The following is a 19,788-nucleotide window of genomic DNA, read 5'->3' as shown; positions in this document are numbered from 1 at the left end:
TAAAACTGTCTAGCTGCGGCTGTTGCCCCTGTCATACGGGAGGCAAATTATGCCAGTCTTACAGGCGTACAATATCAGTCATCAATTTGATAACGGTGATACGTTGTTTCAACAATTGTCATGCTCCATGACAAAGAACCGAGTGGGGTTGGTCGGTCGCAATGGTGTTGGTAAATCGGTATTCGCTGCGATATTGAGTGGCGAACATATACCTTCAAGCGGTACGGTCACGTTACCAAAGTCCTTCGCGGTGTATCGCCAGCAACCATCGTATTTATTATCTGATGGGCTGTCTATTGCGCAGTTTTTAGGTAAAGCCGACGTGATTGAAGCGTTAAAACAGATTGAATCAGGTGATTGCGCAGAGCAATGGTTCGACGTGATTGGTGAGCAATGGGATTTATCCTTGCGACTGACTCAGCAACTTATAGACATGGGCTTACCACCAGAACCCAATTTTTTATGCTCTCATCTGAGCGGTGGCCAACTAGCTCGATTACAGCTTTGGCAGTTGTTTGAAAGCGACGTTGAGTTGCTGATTCTTGATGAGCCTTCTAACCATCTTGATACTCATGCAAAGCAGTGGTTAATTGAATCGATACGAGTTTTTGAGGGGGCGATTTTACTTATCAGCCATGATCGCGGGTTATTACGTGAAATGGACGAAATCTGGGAACTTTCTGGGCTTGGCGTGCAGGTGTTTGGCGGAAATTACGATGTTTACGCCGAACAGAAACGTATCGAGTTACAAGCCGTAGAGCGACAACTCGCCAGCATTGATAAGCAGAAAAAAAAGTTGGAAGAGCAGGCGCAGCGAAATCGAGAAAAGTCTGAGCAAAGAGCAGCCCAAGGTAACAAGTTACGTAAAGAGGGCAGCCAGGCGACGATTTTACTTGATGGAAAGAAAGACAAAGCAACGGCACGTGCGGCGAATCGCAAAAAAAACGAGCAACGTCGTCAAGCTCACTTACAAGAAAAAGCGCAGACGTTGCAAGCGAGAAAAGAGCAAATGAAAAGCCAAAAGCTGTATCTGGCAGACAGTCAAAGTCGCTTGCGTAAAGTGGTCTCGATACTTGAAGGCGTATTACCTTTTGGTCGCGTTCGACCTATAACGCTGCAAGTCTATGCCAGTGATAAGATACATCTGATGGGTAAAAATGGTTGTGGTAAATCAACGTTGTTGAAAACGCTAGTAGGTGAGTTCTCGCTGCAACAAGGGGAACTGCAGTTGAATACGCCATTGTATTATCTCGACCAACATTTCGGGACAATTAGTCTCGAGCTATCGTTGCTGGATAACTTGATACAACATTGCGACGGAATGAAAGAGAGCGATGCCAGAACATTGCTGGCAGGTATTGGATTTCGTGGTGACAGTGTATATCGTCTTGGTTACATGCTTAGTGGCGGCGAGAAGATGAAGTTAGCGATGTTGATTGTTAGTCATCAACCAACCCAACCTTTGTTGTTGCTTGATGAGCCGGATAACCACCTCGACATCGAGTCGAAAATCATGTTGGCACAGGCTTTACTGACGTATCGTGGCGGCTTCATTCTCATTAGTCATGATCATGACTTTATTCGTGAATCTGGGGCCAGTCGACAAGTGACTTTGTAAATTCTTTAAATGCAAAGTCAGGGCACACATCTAGTCTTAGGGGGTATGAAACGGCCCCTCTCTGACTGAAGCTAATCGCTACACCCCAAAACCGTAATTACTGTTAGAAACTCCCCATAGTGAATTTCTATTAAGTTGTTGAATATTAAAAATACACTGCGATAGGCGTGTGTTTTTGATTTGGAATGGTTTTGCTGCGCTACTCTGCTGCCGTAAAAATTTCTACCAGCTTCTGGTGCAGAAACAGGTGTAACGGGTTAGACCGATTGACAAGTTGGGTGTAGCTGGACAGCGTGCCCTGAAAACGTGATGCGTCCGGTGTCGGGATACGCTTAAAACCTGCCGGAATATTTTTTAGCGTGGTGAGAATCGCGACGCGTTCATTGTTCATAAACTGATAAGCCAATTGCGGGCTGTCTAATTGATATTCAAAATCAAAGGTATATCCCAAAGTTACGAACTTTTCATAATACGGCGATTTGTAATCATTCCAACCGCTGCTGCGCAGCATAATAAACGGCCAGTTTCTGACGACATCAAAATTGGCCGTTGTATGACATTGTGCGATCGCAACGATAAACTCATCATCGGTAATTTTTCTCTGATAAATCTCACCAGAAATATCAGCATTCCAGTAATGGACGCCCAATGTAATTTCACCCTGGGCCATGGCTGTGAGGGTGGTTGGATTCCAGGTCGAGAGCACGATCTTACTTTTGGGTAAAGCGTGTTTGAGGCTTTGATAGATTTGCTGACCAAATTTATCCAGCGTGATCAGCGGCAAGGCGATGGTCAGGGTATCGTGACATTGGGCTGGATCAAACGACTTCTTCCGGAGCGTTGTCTGAATGGCAGACAGTGAGGACTGAAGCTGAGGTAAAATGTGTTGCGTATAGGGTGTTGGCTCCAGTCCACTCGGGGTTCGTTCAAACAGAACTTCGTCTAATTGTTCACTCAGGCGGGAAAGTTGTTTGCTGACGGCGCTTTCAGAAATCCCCAGCCTGACAGATGCAAGCTTCAGGCTTTTCACTTTACAGACCAGGATTAAGGTCCGTAACAAGTTTAAATCAACATGACTTTCCATTCAGTCAAATACGCCTTTCCAACAGTTCAATTGAGAGTCGATAGACTAAACAGACATTTTAAGAGCGTCAACTGAGCCTCGGCTGAATCTGTGACGTCCTGACCTGTGTTGATCCGGGGTATACGGGTATCGACATATTTAAGTGATGAATACAAAAGCGCTGCTGGAAATAAGGATAGAAAATGAAGTTGAAAAAGTCTGTTGTTTATCTGTCGATTGCATTGATTTCGCAATCGGTAATGGCCTCAATGGAGATTACACCTGACAGCAAGCCTGCCAGTATTTATACCATTGAGAAAAATGAAGCGGTCAGAAGCTCTTTGAATTTCGATAATCGCGATGACTTTAGTGCTGCAAGCCGAGGCTTTATTGCGACCTGGCCAGAAAAAACGATACGTGACAAAGCCGGTAATGTGGTCTGGGATTTCGATGCTTATCAGTTTGTGGATGCGCAGCAGAAGATCGACACAATCAATCCGTCATTGCATCGCATGGCTCAGCTGAATAACAAGGCGGGCCTATTTAAGGTGACGGACGGCGTGTATCAGGTGCGCGGCTTTGATTTGTCGGTCATATCTTTCATTCGGGGTGAAAGAGGCTGGATTGTGATCGACCCGCTTATCTCCGAAGAAACGGCCAGAGCCGGTCTGGCGTTATTGAATCAGCATGTTGAGAAATTGCCAGTGACGGCGGTGGTGATCACCCACTCACACATCGACCACTTCGGCGGCATTTGGGGGGTGACCACCAAGGAAGCGTACGATGCCGGTCAAGTCGCCGTCGTCGCACCAGAAGGTTTCTATGAGCATGCCATTTCTGAAAATGTGCTGGCCGGGAACCTGATGTCACGCCGTGCAAGTTTCATGTACGGAAACCTTGCAGAGCCGGGGCCAAGAGGCCTGGTCGATGCGGGTTTAGGCAAAACGACATCGACCGGTGTGCCGGGAATTGTTGAGCCAACATTGCTGATTCACAAAACCGGTGAAAAACACAAGATTGATGGGATCGAGTTTGATTTCCAGATGGCGAATGGCTCGGAAGCGCCGGCAGAATTCATGGCTTTTATGCCGAAATATAACACTCTGCTGGCTTCAGAAGTCATGACGCATACCATTCATAATATTTCGACCCTACGTGGCGCGCAGACCCGTGATGCCAGCAAGTGGGCGGGCTATATTGATGAGACCATTCAGCTGTATGGTGACAAAGCCGACACCATGATTGCATCGCATCACTGGCCAACCTGGGGGCAAGCGAAGATCAAAAATCAGTTGGAGAAGACCCGCGACATGTATCAGTATGTCCATGACCAAACGTTGCGTCTGGCCAACATGGGCTACACCCCGAATGAGATTTCAGCCAGTATCCAATTGCCGACATCCCTGGATAAAGAATGGTACAACCGTGGTTATTACGGCACGGTTTCGCATAATGCCCGCGCAACCTACGACTTCTATTTTGGTGCCTGGTGGGATGGCAACCCAGCCAATTTGAACCCGCTGCCGCCTGAAGAAGCCGGGGCGAAATATGTGGAAGCCATGGGCGGGGCTGATCAGGTGGTCCAGATTGCTCAAAAAGCGGTTGAACGGGGCGAATACCGCTGGGCGGTGACTTTGCTAAATCACGTTGTTTTTGCTGACCCGTCGAATGCCCAGGCCCGGTATTTAGAAGCCGATGCCATGGAGCAACTGGGCTATCAGTCTGAGTCTGGTCCGTGGCGGAATAACTACCTGATAGGTGCGAAAGAATTGCGGGAAGGATTTAAACCTGCGCCTACGCCAGACACCACTGCCATCGCGAAAAATATGCCAGTGCGCTCTGTTCTGGAGTCGCTGACTGTTAGGGTGAACCCTGAAAAAGCGGCAGGTAAAACCATGGTCGTGAATCTGAAGGTTTCGGGGGATCAGAATTCTGAATCGGGTGAATATGCCATGTTGTTGTCGAACTCAGTGCTGAAAACGTATCAGGATCGCCAACTGGATCACGCCGATTTAACGCTGACGTTCAGTCAATCGGATCTGGCGGACTTACTTGCCCGGAAAGCGTCGTTTGAAGAGCTGATCAAAGCCGGAAAATTCAAGGTTTCAGACAGCCAGAAGCTGAACGAGCTGATGAGTATTTTTGATACCTTCGCGAATGATTTCGGGATTGTCACGCCGTAATCTGACGCCCAGCTTGATTCAAAGCGATGAACTTCTTGATAGCGGGATTAAACAGAAAACTGTGTGCGTGAATACGATTGCTATTGTTCCTATGATTTACTGATTCCATGGGAGTATCTGGCAGTGTTTTTTGTGAATGGAAATGCTAATTCTCCGCTTAGCTAATTAGGGATAGTTTTCATTCGCTTTTTAGTCACTTGGTTATTATGCAATAACGCTATATTTGAAGGTGTTAATAAGAATAGACGTTCAAAACATGTGAGCGTCTATTCTATTTTTAAGCAGTTAAGCAGTTAAGCAGTTAAGCAGTTAAGCAGTTAAGCAGTTAAGCAGTGGTCAATATTTTGATGAACGGCATTCTTTCAAATACGTTTTATAGTCAAACCCGTCTAAAGATGCATATTGTCCCCCCAAATAGACCACGAGTCGTCCGTCGTTCGTGACTCTAAATCCAGTCGCGCCATCGGCTCCTTCGTCGGTAACACTGATGGAATAGCCCACGCTGGTTGAAGCTGCCGGGGTAGGACTGGTTGCGACGCTAAATGTGCCGTCATCGTTAAAGTAAGCAGGGTAAGCTTTGACTTGGTTTGTCCCCATATTTGCGCCACATGTGGTGTCTGTATAGGCGTGAACGATAAACCAGTTCCCCGTACTATCTTCGACTAATTGAGCATTTTGACCGAGGCTTTTGTTACAGCCTGTATTGGATGGTGAGGTATAGCTGTTGACATAGGAGAAAGCGCGAATGTTAATTTCACCCTCGTTATCGGTGCCATATTGAAATAAATCTGCCACCGATGCCTTGTACGCCGCGCCTTGTGCATTGTCCATGTCGTGTAAAATTAACCAATAGTCATCTTCATGGCGGTTAATCCAAACATCTGTGATTTCTTCTATTTTATGATCCGTTTGAGTCAATGTCGCCACCTGCCCTTTGTCGCCGTCGATGGTGAATTTACGAAAGCGAACCGTTTTTTCATATTGAGAGGCGACAAGTAAATAACCCTGATCCTTTGCGCTGTTCGTGGGCGCAGGTAACCAGGCAATACCGGATGGGTGTCGCTCACTAATATAAATTTTATCTTCAAGAGGCATGGTTTCGTGGCCGGAAATGAGGTCTTGGTTTGGATCAAACATACTTTCTGTGACCTGAAATGCGAGAATTTGTCCCTCATCATCTGAGCCCGTTTCTGAGTGGGAAATAAACGCGGTATGGGTACCATTGCTCCACTGGTGTGACAGTGCAAAAGATTGATGGTGGTCACTAATCTCAAAGCTGTGATCAACTTCAGTATCAGCGACAAATGCTTGGCAGCTATCAGCAAGGCTGGACAACACTTGAACCATGGAAAGATTTAACCGAGGCTGTTGATAAGCATCAGAGGTTGCATAGACTGAGCTACTTAAACCCAAGATAACAGTTGGTATTATATGTTTCATTTTTAAAGTTCCATCTTTAATATTCAGATTAATTACAGATATTTAAATGGTGAGACGTTGAATTCTAACCGGGAAAATAATGGTTAAATTTAATGTTTAGATCTTTATCATGCTGTTTTATTTATTATTACCGCCCAATTTTTGACAACATCTCTGGTGATATAAATCGGCTGATAATAAACATGAACAGAATCGATGGGACGAGTAGTATCAGCGCCGTAATCGATGCGATTTGATAATTGCCTTCCATGCTTGCCGTATATAACAGGAGCGGTAAGGTGCTTATCTCTGGCGCACCGACAAAGAATGTTCCGGTGAACTCATCAAGTGATTCAAGGAACACGAAGATACCACTGGCCACAATACCCGGTGTCGCTTGAGGCAAAGTGATATGGAAGAAGGTATAGACAGGGCCTGCGCCCAAATTTCTGGATGCCCGGACCATCAAAGGGTCTATGCCGGAAAAAGCGGCGACGCTAATCCAAACCGAAAACATCAGACCATGGACACTGTGTACCAAGACGACCCCGAGAAAAGTCCCGTTGAGTCCGAAGTCGTAGAATATTCTTGCTATGTTCATGTACACCGTCAGGTTAGGAAACGCCTGAGGGATCAGAAACAAAAGCATCCAGAATATTCTGAAAGGCATCTGTTGCTTAGAAAGCGCATAACCCGCAGGTATTGAGACGGAGAGACAGACCGCAACCGTGGTCAAAGCAATCAAGATGCTGGTTGTTAGTGAGCCGGAAACATCACTATAAGGGCTGAACACCTGATCCCAGTATTTAAGCCCCCATTGGGAGGGTAATGTGTAAGGAAAATACCAAACCTCGGCCACAGTCCAGATAAGCAAATTGATGATCGGGCCGAACATGATCAATGCCAGACATATCACAAAGACAAGCTGTGGAAAGGCATCCAGACGTATTAAGTTTGAAAATCGGAATGTATTTGCTCTGGTCAAAGAGCGCATTGTTAGTTCTCTACTCACTATACACCAGCCTTATCTTTAAGATTCTGATGAAGATAGAACCAGGCAAACGCAGCACAAATGCAGTAAGAAATAAGGCCCAGTGCATTTGCGGTATGGTAATCACCGTAAGAATTAATTCGAAATGCCATGTCGGCGGTCATCATGGTGGGTGTGCCTGTGCCTATCATCAGCGGTACAGATAATGCTGACATCATCGTCACGACAGACAGGACCATGGCGACACCAATTGTTGGGACAATCTGAGGCAGGAGAATCTGAAACAGGATCCGAGTTCTTGAGCCCCCTAAGTTTCTCGCAGCACGGACCTGGGATTCATCGATGGCTGACATCGCCCCGGAAATAAGCAGCGTCGAAAAAGCGAGTTGTTTCCAGACAAAAGTAATGATGATTCCACTCCAGCCCAGAAATGAAATGGTTTCGAGAGGTGTAAATAGCCCGGCCTCAATGAGAACGTTATTCATCAACCCATTTTTAGCTAAAAAGGTTCTCATCATCTGAGCTGTCACGATGAGTGGGATGAACAAAGGCAGTCGATAAAGTACACCTAAAACCCGAACGAGCGATGTAAAGGGAGAGAGGCGTAATATTGCTGCAATGAATATCGACAGCACACATAAAATGACCATTGAACTCAGCACGATAATCATCGTAAACAGAATATCGTTGGAGTACAGTTCGACCGCATTCTCCAGATGCGCTGTCGTCAACGCACCAGTATCGGTGAACAGCGCGGAAAAAAGAGAAAAGGCTAATGGGTAGAGGAAAAACAGACCGACCATGAATGCCGCCGGCAGTACCATCGAGATGTTTTTGATTGGGTTGTAATGCATAATATTTCCAGTGAAATCAGCCACGATGTAAAGCTCAAGAGGTGTGTAACCTCTTGAGCATACAGCGATTAATTTGCAACCTTACGCTCGTAACCTTCTTTGATATCATCAAAATAGGGTGCGATCGGGAAACTCTTACCGTACTGAGAGAGATCCTCCGGCGTAATTTCCGCGAATAACTTCTGCCAGCTCTGCTTATCCAGATGTTTTTTCACGTGTGTGGCATCAATGCCCGGATACCAGTTGAAACGTTTCACGATGCCCTCAGCTTGAATGTCGGGGCTGGTAGCCAACTCGATAAACTCGCGAGCGAGCTCTGGATTGGCCGCTTTGTCCGGCACGACGTAGTACATTGGCTGTCCTGGCATGCCCGGAGCAAGCAAAGTTAGTTTCAGTGAAGGCGGGATCTTGCCCTGTTCTTTCCAGCTATAGAACATATCGACCCATACTGGTCCCATGAAGATTTCGCCACGGTTTAGCATGTCTAGCGTACCGGCGTTACCCGGCGTGAAAGTGATGTTCTTGTTAAACACTTTCAGCTTTTCGAACGCGGTATCCCACTGAGATTGAACACCTTTTTGGTATGGCTTGGTTGACAGCTTATCTGCATCCGAGCCATATGCATAAACCCAACCCGTCACAAAACTCACACCAGACATACCGTTCTTGATGCCGTTGTAGCCGAATGCCTTCGGATTATTTTCAACCCACTGAACAAGCTCATCATATGATTTTGGGGGTGTCGGGATCAGGTCGCTGTTATACGCGATAGCTGTCTGGCTGTGGAACATTGGCATGACATACCCATCAACATTGGTACCCAGCGCATTTCTGGCACTATCACGAGTAACCATCGCGCCTGTATTGATATCGTCCCGGTAGCGACTTAAAAGCCCTTGCTGAACCATCTCTCCACCAATTTTTTGATGGACAACCGCGACATCGATATCCCACGCTTTCAGGCCACTCTTATTTTGAGCAGAGAGCTTTTCCAGAATTTTATGAGAGCCTGCATCGCCAGGGCCGGTACCAACAACATTAATCTTGACACCTGGGTGTGCGGCTTCAAACTTTGGCGCTAAGTAAGTTTTTACGTAGTCGACCATGTTTTGGCTTCCTGCAGATGCGACATTCAGTGTTGTTTCCGCTTGGCTTACGCCGGAAACAAGAATTGCACCAATAGCTGTCAGTAAAGTCATATTGGTTTTTACAAACATAGCTAGTCCTTAATTTAGGTAGTTACTCGTGGGTTAGTGAATCGTCAGTGTTGCCCGCTATACATATGGAGCGAATGGTGGGGTACGCGTAATAAAACGTTTAAATCGGGTTCAAGAGGAGTCGGATGAATCGCTTGAATCAGCTGACCATCACACTCTACGCTGACGCGATAGCTGTGACCAAAGAACGCACTTTGCAAAACCCTTCCGGAAAGCTGCAGCCCGTTCTCTTCAGAAAGAGAGCGACGGGGTGTTTCGCAATTCTGTTCCACCAATTGCGCTTTCTCGCTTCGGAAATAAATTTGCAGCCCTTTGCTGTTTTCAGGCCAGACAACCAGATTGTCCGCCCCCATAAAGTCTGCGACAAAAGGCGTTTTTGGCTGGTTGTATACTTCCTCAGATGTACCCAGTTGCTCTATTTTCCCCTGATTCAGAACAGCAATGCGGTCCGCCATGACCAGGGCTTCTTCCTGATCATGGGTCACGATGAGGGATGTAAAACCAAATTGCTTTTGCAAAGATTTAATCTCATGGCGTACCTGAAGTCTTACTTTTGCATCTAGATTCGACAGCGGCTCATCGAGAACCAAAATGTCTGGCCGAATTGCCAAAGCTCTTGCCAAAGCAACGCGTTGGCGTTGGCCGCCGGATAAATCCGTGACTTTCTGATCTTTTAGCCCTTCTAGATTTACGATTGCCAAAAACTCATCGATCCTTTGATCAATTTGTTGGGCGGGAACCTTTCTCACTTTCAGGCCATAGCCGATGTTCTGCGCAACAGTCATATGCGGCCAGAGTGCGTAGCTCTGAAAAACCATGGTGATATTTCGTTTCTCTGCCGGTAGGTTGGTCATGTTTTTATCACCAAACCGGATCTCGCCTTCAGAAACAGGAAGAAAGCCACACAGCGCATTCAGTAGCGTCGTTTTACCGCAACCGGAAGGACCAAGCAGAGCAATCATCTCGCCTTGATGAACGGTTAGATTTATATCTGAGAGTATCTGCTTATCTCCGTAACCGGCACATAAGCCCTGAATGTTCAAACTAGTCATTGTTACCTCGAAAATCAGAAATATATAAAGTTCACTTCTGATGCTTAGATTTTTTTTCGTCAATGAACACGTGTTCATTGACGTGTAAAAAAAATGCAAAACTTAACAGACATTATATGAGCGTACTTTGAGCTCGCTTTATGACAAATTAATTAATGAAAGAAGAAAGTTTGGTTTAAACAATGAAAATTGAAGTTATTGGATGTGGAAGTGCTTTCTCAAAAATAAGCAATACATCGTCGTTACTTGTAACAGACAATACAGGTAACCAGTTATTGATAGATTGTGGTCCGACTGTTCCTCGGGCTTTATATAATCGTTCTACAAGCGTCAACGAAATAGGCGCTATATATTTTACTCACATTCATCCGGATCATTGCACGGGACTCACGGCATTATTTAATTATTGGAAAAGCCATCACCGTACTGAGCCTGTGACTATTTTTTGTCAGGAAGAAAATAAATCTCCGTTGCAGTTTCTCGCCTTATTTGCCAACTGGCCAGCCAAAGAACTGTGCTTCGAAGTTCACTGGCAAATGATCACGGATCATTTTGTATGGAATCACTGGCAGTTGGAAACGGCTGAAACACAGCATGAGTTGACGAATAGGGCAGTACGAATTTCAGCTGATGGGCAGCAGTTGTTTTATAGTGGTGATGGCAGGCCGACTCAGGCTTCGATTGATTTAATGCAACATACAGATTTGGCATTCCAGGAGTGTGCTTCATTTGACGCCCTGGATGAAACTTCATCCCACGGCGACTTCTACGCTTGTAAAGCTTTGTTAGAAAAATCCAATATAAAACGGCTCGGCCTCTATCATTGCTGGGATGAAGCCATTGCGGAAATAAAACAGAGCGCAGCAACAATCGAATATCTGTTTGTGAGTCACGATGGTTTAACCATCGATTTATCAGAATGACAAAATGGTGGATACCAAGTTGAGCACCAAAAATAAACCCAATGTCGTGACCGCGCAGGATGTGGCGAATTTGGCCGGCGTATCACGATCAGTTGTTTCCAGGACGTTTACTGAAAACGGCAGTCTCTCGGAAGCGACGAAGCAAAGAGTACTGAAAGCGGCTGAACAACTCGGTTATCAGGTGAACTTTCTGGCACAAGGTTTAAACCGGCGCCGTAGCCAGCTGATAGGGGTGGTTGTCGCGCATATCAATGACCCTTTCAGAAGCCTTTTGCTGGAAGCCCTGTTAAAAGAGATCCAGGCACGAGGCTACCAGTCCATGGTGACTGAGGTCCGTCCGGGGGATGAACTTGATGAAACCATGCGCCGATTTACGCAATACCGAGTATCCGGTGTCATCGTAACTTCCGGTCAGCCGCCGGAGGCGTTGGTTAAAGAGTGTCTTCAATACAGTATTCCGATTGTCGGTATTAACCGAGAAATAGATCTGCCCAAAGTCGACGTCGTTTGCTCTGATAACCACGCTGGCGCCAAATTGGCAGCCGATCAGCTGATCGCTGCCGGATGCCGTTCAATCGGTTGGCTGAATTACAAACACTCGACCTGGTCGGGTTTAGATCGGGAAAAGGGCTTTCAAAGTTCACTCAAGGGCTGGTTAGAAAACAAGGACCATGAATATATTGATATTCAATCGGAAATAAATGGATATGAAGGTGGATTTCTTGCTGCTGAGCAGTTGATAGCCTCTGGTCAACGACTCAATGGGATTTTCTGTGCCACAGCGCTCATGGCCTGTGGTTTTCTCGATGGCATGCGAAAAAATGGGCTGGATGCGCCCAAAGACTTTCACATCATTGGCTTCGATAACACGCCTTTAACAGCTCAATATAGCTACCGGCTGACCACGATAGAGCATGACGTCGTCGAAACGGCTAAGCGTGCCTTATGGTGCCTGGAAAGTAGAGCGCGTCATGAGGACATGGAACAGAGAGTTGAGCTGATTCCGGTCAAACTCATCACAAGAAACTCATCACCAATCCACACGCAGGATTTATAGGTTACGAAAATGAAAACAGCAGAGAAACTGGAAGCGCTGGAAAAGGCAATTAGAATTGCAGGAGACAAAGCGCTGTCTTTTCGCAAACAAGGTTTAACGATCGAAGTCAAAGGTAAGAATGATTTTGTGACCCAGGTCGACAGGGAAGTTGAAACTGAGATTAAAAGCGTCATCAGTCATCTGTTCCCTGAGGATGGCTTTTTGGGTGAAGAGAGCGGCATTACCGCAGGGGAAGAAGGGATTTGGGTGATCGACCCAATTGATGGCACGACCAACTATATACAAGGGATGGATTATTGGTGTATCTCCGTTGCCTATGTAAATAATGATCAAATTGAACTGGGTTATATTTATGCGCCGGAAAGGGATGAATTCTTTGCGGCTCGAAAGGGGCAGGGCGCTTGGTTGAACGGACGTTGTTTAAAGATGGAAAATGAAGCGGAAGGCCAGTCTATCATTGGGCTTGGCCACTCTAACCGCAGACCACTTTCAGACGTAATAAACCTATTGACCATTTTAGATGAAAACAACGTCGATCATCGACGTTTTGGCGCTGGTGCGCTGATGCTTGCTCATGTTGCTTCAGGACTCGTTCATGGATATTTTGAAGCGCACCTCAACAGCTGGGATGCGCTTGCGGGGTTACTTCTGGTCGAGGAAGCTGGCGGATGTGTCCCCGACTTTCTGGCCAATGATGGATTAATCAATGGGAATCCTGTTTGGGTCAGTACTCAGCGTCTGTGGCCTGTCCTCAACACCTATATGGAACAATTTTCATGATCGCTATCGATAATATTTCCCTTGTTGGCTATGGTGCAGCCATCTGTACAACCTGCTCGTTTATTCCTCAGGTTTTGCAAGTCATTCGGTCAAGAAATACCGAATCCATTTCACTCTTGATGTACTGTATATTTGTCTTTGGTGTCTTTCTCTGGTGTTTCTACGGTGTGGTAGTCAGAGATTTACCATTAATTATGGCCAATCTCATTACGCTCATTTTGTCGGGTGTCATACTTTCAATGAAGATCCGCGATACAATAAGTAAGGTCGACAATTAGTTAACTTCCGTACACAATCAGGCTATGTCTGAGTAGAGGTAGTACGTGGGTTGTCACGTAATATTAGGCACTTTAATTGCGTTATCAAATGGAACTTATCATGCCTAGTTAGAAAGTTTTCCATTAATGTGAAAATTAATAATGATATGATGGCTGTGGTCGTGATGTCTTTGGGAAATAAATTATATCCATGGTTATTAAATTAATCATTCACCCTAATTTTTTAGGGTGAAAATTAAAATCCCAATTTTTCTAATTAACTCGATAATTGATGCGAAAATAAAAATATTGCGGCATATGTATTCATTAAAATGTTAATATTTTTAACTATCGTCTCCATCATATGCTGACAATGACTTCAATTTAGGCTTGGCTTATTTATAGTTGAGTTCGCTGATTTTTTCATGCACGAATCCGTTTCGCATATCATCGCGTACCGTCAGCAGCCCCCGTTTAGCGGGGGCTGTTTTTAATTGTGGTCGCTAATCGATGCTGTTGGATTTGTCTGAGAGCGCCCAAGCAAGCTGTGAATATCCTCCTGCTTGGGTAATCGCTTTGTAAGCATTGATTTATTTATGTTTTGCTCTTTTCAGGCTACGGGCCCCTTCCAGCATTAAGACCACGACCGCCAGCCAAATCGCGATATAGGTAGGCCACTCTTTCGGACTGATGGTTTCCCCCAGCAAGTAAGCAACTACTAACAACAGGACAGGCTCCACATACACGAGCAAGCCAAACAGGCTGATGTTGAGATGCGGGGCTGATAACGATTGAAACGCGAGAGCAAGGGCACTGATGATACCTAAGCCTGCCACCACCCAGAGCAAATCAAAACTCATTGGTAGTTCGGAAAGCACATGGCCACTATGAAAAATAAAGTAGAGGCTGACAGGCAGGCTAAGCATCATATCAAACCAGATACAGCCAATGTTATTGGTATCGGTTTTGTACCGTAACCAGAAGTAGACGGGATAGCCTAAACATACTACAAGTGTTGGCCACGACAGGGTTTGAGAGATCGCGAGTTGATTGGCCACTCCAACGACAGCAAACAAACAAGCCAGTTGCTGGAACCGAGACATTTTATCTTTGAAAGCAAACCTGCCGACAACCACCATAGTGATGGGCATAATGAAGTACCCTAGGGACACGGCGAGTCCGTATCCGTTTCCGGGAGCCCACATGAACAGCCACAATTGAATCCCGACCAGAAAGGATGAGGCGAGACGAGTGAGCCAAAAATGGCGTTCATTGCGTAATCGTTGGTAAATGATGACAACTTGAGGCCAATAGCCCTGTATCAGAATGAATAATGTTAACAGTGGGAAGGTGAGAAAAATACGCCAGCCGTAAATTTCCAGCCCCTCTAGGTCTTTGAGCAGTGAGGTGTAAGCGAACATCAGGGCGAAGAGAGCCGACGCAATGACATTCAGGGTGACACCGACAGTGGTATTAGTGCGAGTTTGCATACGTTGATATCGAGTGAGTGGTTAGATGGCTGTATTTTATTGCGTGCTTCTTGATAAAGGTGCTCTAAATACATACTGTTAGTGAGAAAATTTCTCACCCGGAAAATCATCATGACACTGGATAAATATGATTATGCACTGCTTGAGTTGTTGCAGAAGAATTGCCAGATCCCTTTACGCGAACTTTCGGAGGCGGTTCACCTGTCCACGGCCTCTGTGCAACGTCGTATTCAAAAACTCAAAGATAACGGCTATATCCAGGCAAATGTCGCGATCTTAGACCCTAATAAGCTGAATCAGGTGATTACAATTTTGGTCGAGGTTCAGGCGGATAAAACGCACATGGTGGATTTGCAGTTACTAAAAGACAGCTTTTCCGGGCCAGAAATTCAGCAATGTTACTACGTGACCGGTGAGGCAGACTTTATGTTGGTGTTGCTTGTGCCGAACATGCAGCGTTTTCAGGAGATCTGCGATAAATTATTTCACAGTAACCCAAATGTGAAATGGTTCAGAACCATCGTGGTATTAGATCGCGTCAAGGCGACGCTGGATGTGCTCTAGTTGTAAGGGATGTAAAGGCTGTAAGGGATGTAGGAGATCATGCTGAAAAGTTATGCTGTGGGGGAATAGATTGAGGGAAGCTCGCTGAACGAGAGCGTCAATTTGTGGAACCCGTAAAACTAGCATCTCAACCAAAGTGAATAGCCCCCTTTTAGCACCTTCATTAAATGAGTAACCCATTAATAAAAATAATGGCAAAAAGTCGCTTGGATGCACGTAATTTCGTTGAGGTGAGTGCTTTGTAAGGATGGGACCGCGCTTGCTTATCCGTGACCTGCTTAATTCTTAATCCCCTTAATTCCTCTGGGCTCGGAGCAATCTCACCGTGTCAGCCCTAACGCTTGTCGACTGATAAATAGCTCACGGACGTTACAATAGTATGATGTATACTTTACAGTAACTTAACCGTATATATGGGTAAATCTGTTGACCAAAACATTATTCTCGCAGTGGTTTCCCGGGCTCGTTCAGCTTAAGCATTACCAAAATGAATGGCTCGCCAATGACATTCGAGCTGCTTTTTCTGTGGTGGCGGTTGCATTACCTGTCGCCATCGCTTACGCGCAATTAACGGGCGTATCGGCGATTATCGGCCTCTATTCATGTGTGTTGCCGATGCTGGTTTATGCCTTCATGGGCACTTCCCGACAACTCATCGTTGGCCCCGATGCCGCGACCTGTGCGGTGATTGCTGCCGTAGTTACACCGCTTGCTGCAGGCGACCCTATCAAACACTGGCAGCTGGTGATGACCATGACCGCCATGACAGGGATATGGTGCATACTGGCCAGCCGCCTCAAATTAGGCATTTTTGCTGATTTTCTCTCTCGTCCGATTCTTCTCGGGTTGCTCAACGGTGTGGCACTGACCATCATCGTTAACCAGTTTGCCAAAGTCGTGGGCTTGAAATACGAGCAACGTTATCTGCTGGAACGCTTGTGGGAGGCTCCCCAACGGTTGGCTGAACTCCACTGGCCGACTCTGGGGTTAAGTATCGCCACGGTGCTGATTTATCTGGTGACGAAGCGCTTTCGCCCTACCTGGCCAGCGGCGATGCTCGCGATACTTGTCACGACCGCCTCTGTCTGGCTGCTTCATTTGGAAGAACAGGGCGTTTCCGTTGTCGGTGTTACTCAAGGTGGTTTGCCCCAATTTCAAACTCCGGAGTTTGAACTGGGCGTGGTGCGTGAACTGGTGGTGCCCGCCCTGAACCTTGCCATTGTGAGCTTTGTGAGCATGATGCTCACGGCGCGCAGTTTTGCGGCGAAAAATGGTTATGACATTGATGCTGATAAAGAATTTCGAGCGCTGGGCTTTGCCAATATCGCTTCCGCGTTTTCACAAGGCTTCGCGATTAGTGGCGCAGATTCCCGCACCGCAGTAAACGACGCCAATGGCGGAAAGTCACAGCTGGTTTCGATTATTGCGGCGATTACGATTGCGGTGATCGCCGTGTTTATCTATCAGCCTTTACAATTTATTCCGATTGCTTCACTTGGGGTGGTATTGATTATCGCCTCCCTGTCGCTGCTCGATCTCAAAGCGATATGGACATTAAGGAAACGCGACAAAGACGCCTTTTATCTTGCCACCATCACCTTTGTCTCTGTGTTGGTGGTTGGCGTGATTCCGGGTATCACCTTAGCGGTACTTCTGGGGCTGTTTCAGTTCTTGCGCATCGTCATGCGTCCAAGCGATCAGATCCTCGGTCTGGATGAAGAAGGCACCATTCGCACTATTGATGGCACAGGCAAAGCCTCGCCGATTCCGGGCATGGTTATTTATCGCTTTAACTCTCCGCTGACCTATTTTAATGCCCCTTATTTCAAACGCCGTTTGTTAGAGCATACGGAGCATACGAAGGATGTCGGGTGTGTGGTGGTAGATGCCGTATCCAGTTTTACTCACCTTGACTTAAGCGTGATGGCAACGCTGGCTGAAGTTCATGAAACCCTTAAAAAACGGGGTATTCGCTTAATCCTGGCCGGGCGAAAACGTCGCTTGCGGCAGTGGTGTGAGCTGACAGGTATCAGCACCAGCGAAGGCGGTATCTTACTTCGTGCCGATATGTACCTCGCGATTAAACTCAGTGGCTGTTATCTCAGTGCTGTTGGTGAGGGGCAAGTACCAACCGTGCAAAAAGAACCTGATTTGGAGCCAGCGCCGAAGCCGATACCTGAGGTCGCTTAACGTGCCATTATTCGGTGCTAAGTGCTAAATGTTAGGTGCCAGCATCTGTATAGTACGAGCACCGAAGATGACAACACAGAAGCTGCCAGTATTCCTCTGTTGGAAACGATTCTCCACTGAGTAACGTTCAGTTCCGAAAATGGCTAGTATTGCCTTTTTGACGGGGTAGACTAAAAGCATGACTTCAGCCTGAACAAAGGAAGCAGGCATGCTAACCCCAATGCAATGTCATGAGGCCAGAATGGCCCGTGATCGCCGTTATGACGGTTTGTTCTTTACGGCGGTGAAAACCACCGGGATCTACTGTCGCTCAATTTGTCCCGCTATGCCGCCGCTGGAAAAAAACGTGGAATATTTTGATTCGGCGGTGGCGGCTGCGCAGGCAGGGTATCGCCCGTGTCTGCGGTGTCGTCCGGACAGTGCGCCGGGTTCGCCCGCCTGGCTGGGGAAAAACACGACACTCCGTCGCGCACAGCGTCTGATCGATGAAGGGGCGCTGATTGCGGGTAGCATTGCCAGGCTCGCGGAACGGTTAGGGGTGACGGATCGTTATCTTCGTAAGCTGTTTCAGGACGAACTGGGGTTGTCGCCCAAGGCGTACAGCCTGTATCAGCAGTGCTTGTTGGCGAAAAAACTATTGCATGAAACACGCCTGCCAGTTACCCACATTGCGCTGGCCAGTGGTTTTGGCAGTATCCGTCGGTTCAATGACTGCTTTAAACAGCATTTTTCGCTGGCACCGACTCAGATTCGTAAACAACCGGGAGAGCCTGTCTCCGGGGCGGTGACATTCTCTGTCAGTCTGGCGTATCGTCCTCCTTATCATTGGGCGGGAGTACGTAATTTTTACGCCTCGCGGTTGATTGAAGGGCTGGAATGGCTGGATAACACCTCTTACGGTCGCACGTTTCAGTTTGTCCATACTGATGATGTTGTTGGTGAAAAGGATAAAACGGATGGCACGGCTCAGTCAGCCCGTATCTATCACGGGTGGTTTACCGCCCGCCATGATGCTGACAATACCCGTTTCATCATCACTATTTCACTCGATGATCTGAGCGTGCTGCCGCAGGTACTGGCTACCATCCGGCGATGTTTGGATCTGGATGCCGATTCGAGCGTGATAGATACTGCACTGGAGCGAGCAACGGTGTTACCGCTACCGGTGGAGGGGTTGCGCTTACCGGGGATTTGGAGCCCGTTTGAAGCAGGTATTCGCGCCATTTTGGGTCAGCAGGTGTCAGTCAAAGCCGCGCGAAACCTGGTGGCCAAGATAGTGGCAATGAATCCTGAAAACACTGACGCCCATTGTTTTTTCCCGACCCCGGAACAACTGCTGGAATATGATTTGAACCAGCTGGGAATGCCGGAAAGACGACGCCAGACACTGCGGGAGTTTGCCCGGTTTGCGGCAGAGCATCCGCTGGATAATCCCGATGCCTTACTGGCGTTGCCGGGCATTGGACCCTGGACGGTAAACTATTTGCGTATGCGAGGGTGCAGCGATCCGGACATTTTCCTGGACGGCGATCTCGGCGTGAAAAAAGCGCTTGAGCACTGCGAATGCCAACCTGCACTAGCGGCACCCTGGCGTAGCTACCTGACCCTACATTTATGGAATACCTTGTAATGAGTAATCAATTGATTGAAACCCCGATCGGGATGTTAAACGTTGTTGCTGACGAGCATGGCGTGAAGGCCATTGAGTTTGCCGCCGCTCCGGATACGCCGCAGCAGCCGAGTGACGTGACACGCCATTGTTGCCAGCAGCTGGCGGAATATTTTGCCGGAGAACGGCAGACGTTTGAGGTGCCGCTGAATATGGCGGGTACTGAATTTCAGCATCAGGTCTGGCAGGCGCTGGATACCGTGAAATTTGGGGAAACCTGTTCTTACGGTGATATTGCCCGTTCTATCGGTAACCCTAAAGCCGTCAGGGCGGTTGGGGCGGCGAACGGTAAAAACCCGGTGCCAATCATTGTACCGTGTCATCGCATCATTGGTAGCTCGGGCAAGCTGACCGGTTACGCGGGCGGGCTGGACATAAAAGTTTGGTTACTGACGCATGAAGACCCGTCACGAGCTTGATATGGCGCAAAACGAGACGTTGGTACTGTCGCTATGCTGGTG

Annotated in this window: 17 protein-coding genes; 10 read left to right on the top strand and 7 right to left on the bottom strand. The window is 47.1% G+C overall.

Going from position 1 to position 19,788, the window contains the following annotated elements; genetic code table 11:
• Nucleotides 1-49 precede the first annotated feature (49 nt).
• Nucleotides 50-1,618: an ABC-F family ATP-binding cassette domain-containing protein gene (locus PGW97_RS24125; protein ID WP_273860066.1), complete on the top strand. Its 1,569-nt coding sequence runs from the start codon at nt 50-52 to the stop codon at nt 1,616-1,618.
• A gap of 199 nt (nt 1,619-1,817) precedes the next feature.
• Here the strand turns inward: PGW97_RS24125 and PGW97_RS24120 are convergent, their stop codons facing one another.
• Nucleotides 1,818-2,702 (bottom strand): LysR family transcriptional regulator, encoded by an 885-nt coding sequence (locus PGW97_RS24120; RefSeq protein WP_273860065.1) that lies wholly within the window; start codon nt 2,700-2,702, stop codon nt 1,818-1,820.
• Nucleotides 2,703-2,884: 182 nt separating this feature from the next.
• On the opposite strand from PGW97_RS24120, the gene PGW97_RS24115 reads away from it, so the two are divergent.
• Nucleotides 2,885-4,864: an alkyl/aryl-sulfatase gene (locus PGW97_RS24115; protein WP_273860064.1), complete on the top strand. Its 1,980-nt coding sequence runs from the start codon at nt 2,885-2,887 to the stop codon at nt 4,862-4,864.
• Between the two features lie 336 nt (nt 4,865-5,200).
• Here the strand turns inward: PGW97_RS24115 and PGW97_RS24110 are convergent, their stop codons facing one another.
• From PGW97_RS24110 to PGW97_RS24090, 5 genes are all read right to left on the bottom strand, one after another.
• Nucleotides 5,201-6,304, bottom strand: a complete 1,104-nt coding sequence (locus PGW97_RS24110) for a hypothetical protein (protein WP_273860063.1) — start codon at nt 6,302-6,304, stop codon at nt 5,201-5,203.
• Between the two features lie 127 nt (nt 6,305-6,431).
• The gene (locus PGW97_RS24105) at nt 6,432-7,277 is read right to left on the bottom strand and encodes an ABC transporter permease (RefSeq protein WP_047885029.1); all 846 of its coding nucleotides are present in this window, start codon (nt 7,275-7,277) and stop codon (nt 6,432-6,434) included.
• A gap of 17 nt (nt 7,278-7,294) precedes the next feature.
• The gene (locus PGW97_RS24100) at nt 7,295-8,128 is read right to left on the bottom strand and encodes an ABC transporter permease (protein ID WP_273860062.1); all 834 of its coding nucleotides are present in this window, start codon (nt 8,126-8,128) and stop codon (nt 7,295-7,297) included.
• 68 nt (nt 8,129-8,196) lie between these two features.
• The gene (locus tag PGW97_RS24095) at nt 8,197-9,345 is read right to left on the bottom strand and encodes an ABC transporter substrate-binding protein (protein ID WP_273860061.1); all 1,149 of its coding nucleotides are present in this window, start codon (nt 9,343-9,345) and stop codon (nt 8,197-8,199) included.
• Between the two features lie 44 nt (nt 9,346-9,389).
• Complete coding sequence (locus PGW97_RS24090) at nt 9,390-10,397, bottom strand: ABC transporter ATP-binding protein (protein ID WP_047885161.1); 1,008 nt, start codon at nt 10,395-10,397, stop codon at nt 9,390-9,392.
• Between the two features lie 182 nt (nt 10,398-10,579).
• Here PGW97_RS24090 and PGW97_RS24085 point away from each other — a divergent pair, with 182 nt between their 5' ends.
• From PGW97_RS24085 to PGW97_RS24070, 4 genes are read left to right on the top strand one after another with little or no spacing between them, the layout of a single operon-like run.
• Entirely contained in the window at nt 10,580-11,320 is a 741-nt protein-coding gene (locus PGW97_RS24085; RefSeq protein WP_273860060.1) for an MBL fold metallo-hydrolase, read from the top strand.
• Nucleotides 11,321-11,339: 19 nt separating this feature from the next.
• Complete coding sequence (locus PGW97_RS24080; protein WP_273860059.1) at nt 11,340-12,377, top strand: LacI family DNA-binding transcriptional regulator; 1,038 nt, start codon at nt 11,340-11,342, stop codon at nt 12,375-12,377.
• A 9-nt stretch (nt 12,378-12,386) separates the two neighbouring features.
• The gene (locus PGW97_RS24075; protein ID WP_217392807.1) at nt 12,387-13,157 is read left to right on the top strand and encodes an inositol monophosphatase family protein; all 771 of its coding nucleotides are present in this window, start codon (nt 12,387-12,389) and stop codon (nt 13,155-13,157) included.
• The gene (locus tag PGW97_RS24070) at nt 13,154-13,435 is read left to right on the top strand and encodes a SemiSWEET transporter (RefSeq protein WP_273860058.1); all 282 of its coding nucleotides are present in this window, start codon (nt 13,154-13,156) and stop codon (nt 13,433-13,435) included. The genes PGW97_RS24075 and PGW97_RS24070 overlap by 4 nt, the downstream gene beginning before the upstream one ends.
• Nucleotides 13,436-14,004: 569 nt before the next feature.
• Here the strand turns inward: PGW97_RS24070 and rarD are convergent.
• Nucleotides 14,005-14,904, bottom strand: a complete 900-nt coding sequence (gene rarD, locus PGW97_RS24065) for an EamA family transporter RarD (protein ID WP_273860057.1) — start codon at nt 14,902-14,904, stop codon at nt 14,005-14,007.
• Between the two features lie 111 nt (nt 14,905-15,015).
• Here rarD and PGW97_RS24060 point away from each other — a divergent pair, with 111 nt between their 5' ends.
• The 4 genes from PGW97_RS24060 to PGW97_RS24045 all read left to right on the top strand — a co-directional run bounded on the left by PGW97_RS24060 (nt 15,016) and on the right by PGW97_RS24045 (nt 19,746).
• Nucleotides 15,016-15,468 (top strand): Lrp/AsnC family transcriptional regulator, encoded by a 453-nt coding sequence (locus tag PGW97_RS24060; RefSeq protein WP_217392806.1) that lies wholly within the window; start codon nt 15,016-15,018, stop codon nt 15,466-15,468.
• A 426-nt stretch (nt 15,469-15,894) separates the two neighbouring features.
• Entirely contained in the window at nt 15,895-17,658 is a 1,764-nt protein-coding gene (locus PGW97_RS24055) for a SulP family inorganic anion transporter (protein ID WP_047885038.1), read from the top strand.
• 208 nt (nt 17,659-17,866) lie between these two features.
• Nucleotides 17,867-19,288, top strand: a complete 1,422-nt coding sequence (locus tag PGW97_RS24050; protein WP_273860056.1) for a DNA-3-methyladenine glycosylase 2 family protein — start codon at nt 17,867-17,869, stop codon at nt 19,286-19,288.
• A complete protein-coding gene (locus tag PGW97_RS24045) occupies nt 19,288-19,746 on the top strand; it encodes a methylated-DNA--[protein]-cysteine S-methyltransferase (RefSeq protein WP_273860055.1) in 459 nt (152 codons plus the stop codon). The genes PGW97_RS24050 and PGW97_RS24045 overlap by 1 nt, the downstream gene beginning before the upstream one ends.
• Nucleotides 19,747-19,788: the final 42 nt, after the last annotated feature.

Source organism: Photobacterium sp. GSS17 (genome assembly GCF_028621875.1).
Classification (GTDB): domain Bacteria; phylum Pseudomonadota; class Gammaproteobacteria; order Enterobacterales; family Vibrionaceae; genus Photobacterium; species Photobacterium ganghwense.
Note: the sequence above shows the minus strand (reverse complement) of the source record. Positions and strands in the feature narration are given on the sequence as shown.

Bases quoted from the DNA above. Each gene is read 5' to 3' on its own strand.
- PGW97_RS24070 (WP_273860058.1), top strand. From the start codon at position 13,154: ATGATCGCTATCGATAATATTTCCCTTGTTGGCTATGGTGCAGCCATC.
- PGW97_RS24060 (WP_217392806.1), top strand. From the start codon at position 15,016: ATGACACTGGATAAATATGATTATGCACTGCTTGAGTTGTTGCAGAAG.
- PGW97_RS24090 (WP_047885161.1), bottom strand. From the start codon at position 10,397: ATGACTAGTTTGAACATTCAGGGCTTATGTGCCGGTTACGGAGATAAG.
- PGW97_RS24085 (WP_273860060.1), top strand. From the start codon at position 10,580: ATGAAAATTGAAGTTATTGGATGTGGAAGTGCTTTCTCAAAAATAAGC.
- PGW97_RS24105 (WP_047885029.1), bottom strand. From the start codon at position 7,277: ATGCGCTCTTTGACCAGAGCAAATACATTCCGATTTTCAAACTTAATA.
- PGW97_RS24125 (WP_273860066.1), top strand. From the start codon at position 50: ATGCCAGTCTTACAGGCGTACAATATCAGTCATCAATTTGATAACGGT.
- PGW97_RS24110 (WP_273860063.1), bottom strand. From the start codon at position 6,304: ATGAAACATATAATACCAACTGTTATCTTGGGTTTAAGTAGCTCAGTC.
- PGW97_RS24115 (WP_273860064.1), top strand. From the start codon at position 2,885: ATGAAGTTGAAAAAGTCTGTTGTTTATCTGTCGATTGCATTGATTTCG.
- PGW97_RS24095 (WP_273860061.1), bottom strand. From the start codon at position 9,345: ATGTTTGTAAAAACCAATATGACTTTACTGACAGCTATTGGTGCAATT.
- PGW97_RS24100 (WP_273860062.1), bottom strand. From the start codon at position 8,128: ATGCATTACAACCCAATCAAAAACATCTCGATGGTACTGCCGGCGGCA.
- PGW97_RS24075 (WP_217392807.1), top strand. From the start codon at position 12,387: ATGAAAACAGCAGAGAAACTGGAAGCGCTGGAAAAGGCAATTAGAATT.
- PGW97_RS24045 (WP_273860055.1), top strand. From the start codon at position 19,288: ATGAGTAATCAATTGATTGAAACCCCGATCGGGATGTTAAACGTTGTT.
- PGW97_RS24120 (WP_273860065.1), bottom strand. From the start codon at position 2,702: ATGGAAAGTCATGTTGATTTAAACTTGTTACGGACCTTAATCCTGGTC.
- PGW97_RS24050 (WP_273860056.1), top strand. From the start codon at position 17,867: ATGCTAACCCCAATGCAATGTCATGAGGCCAGAATGGCCCGTGATCGC.
- rarD (WP_273860057.1), bottom strand. From the start codon at position 14,904: ATGCAAACTCGCACTAATACCACTGTCGGTGTCACCCTGAATGTCATT.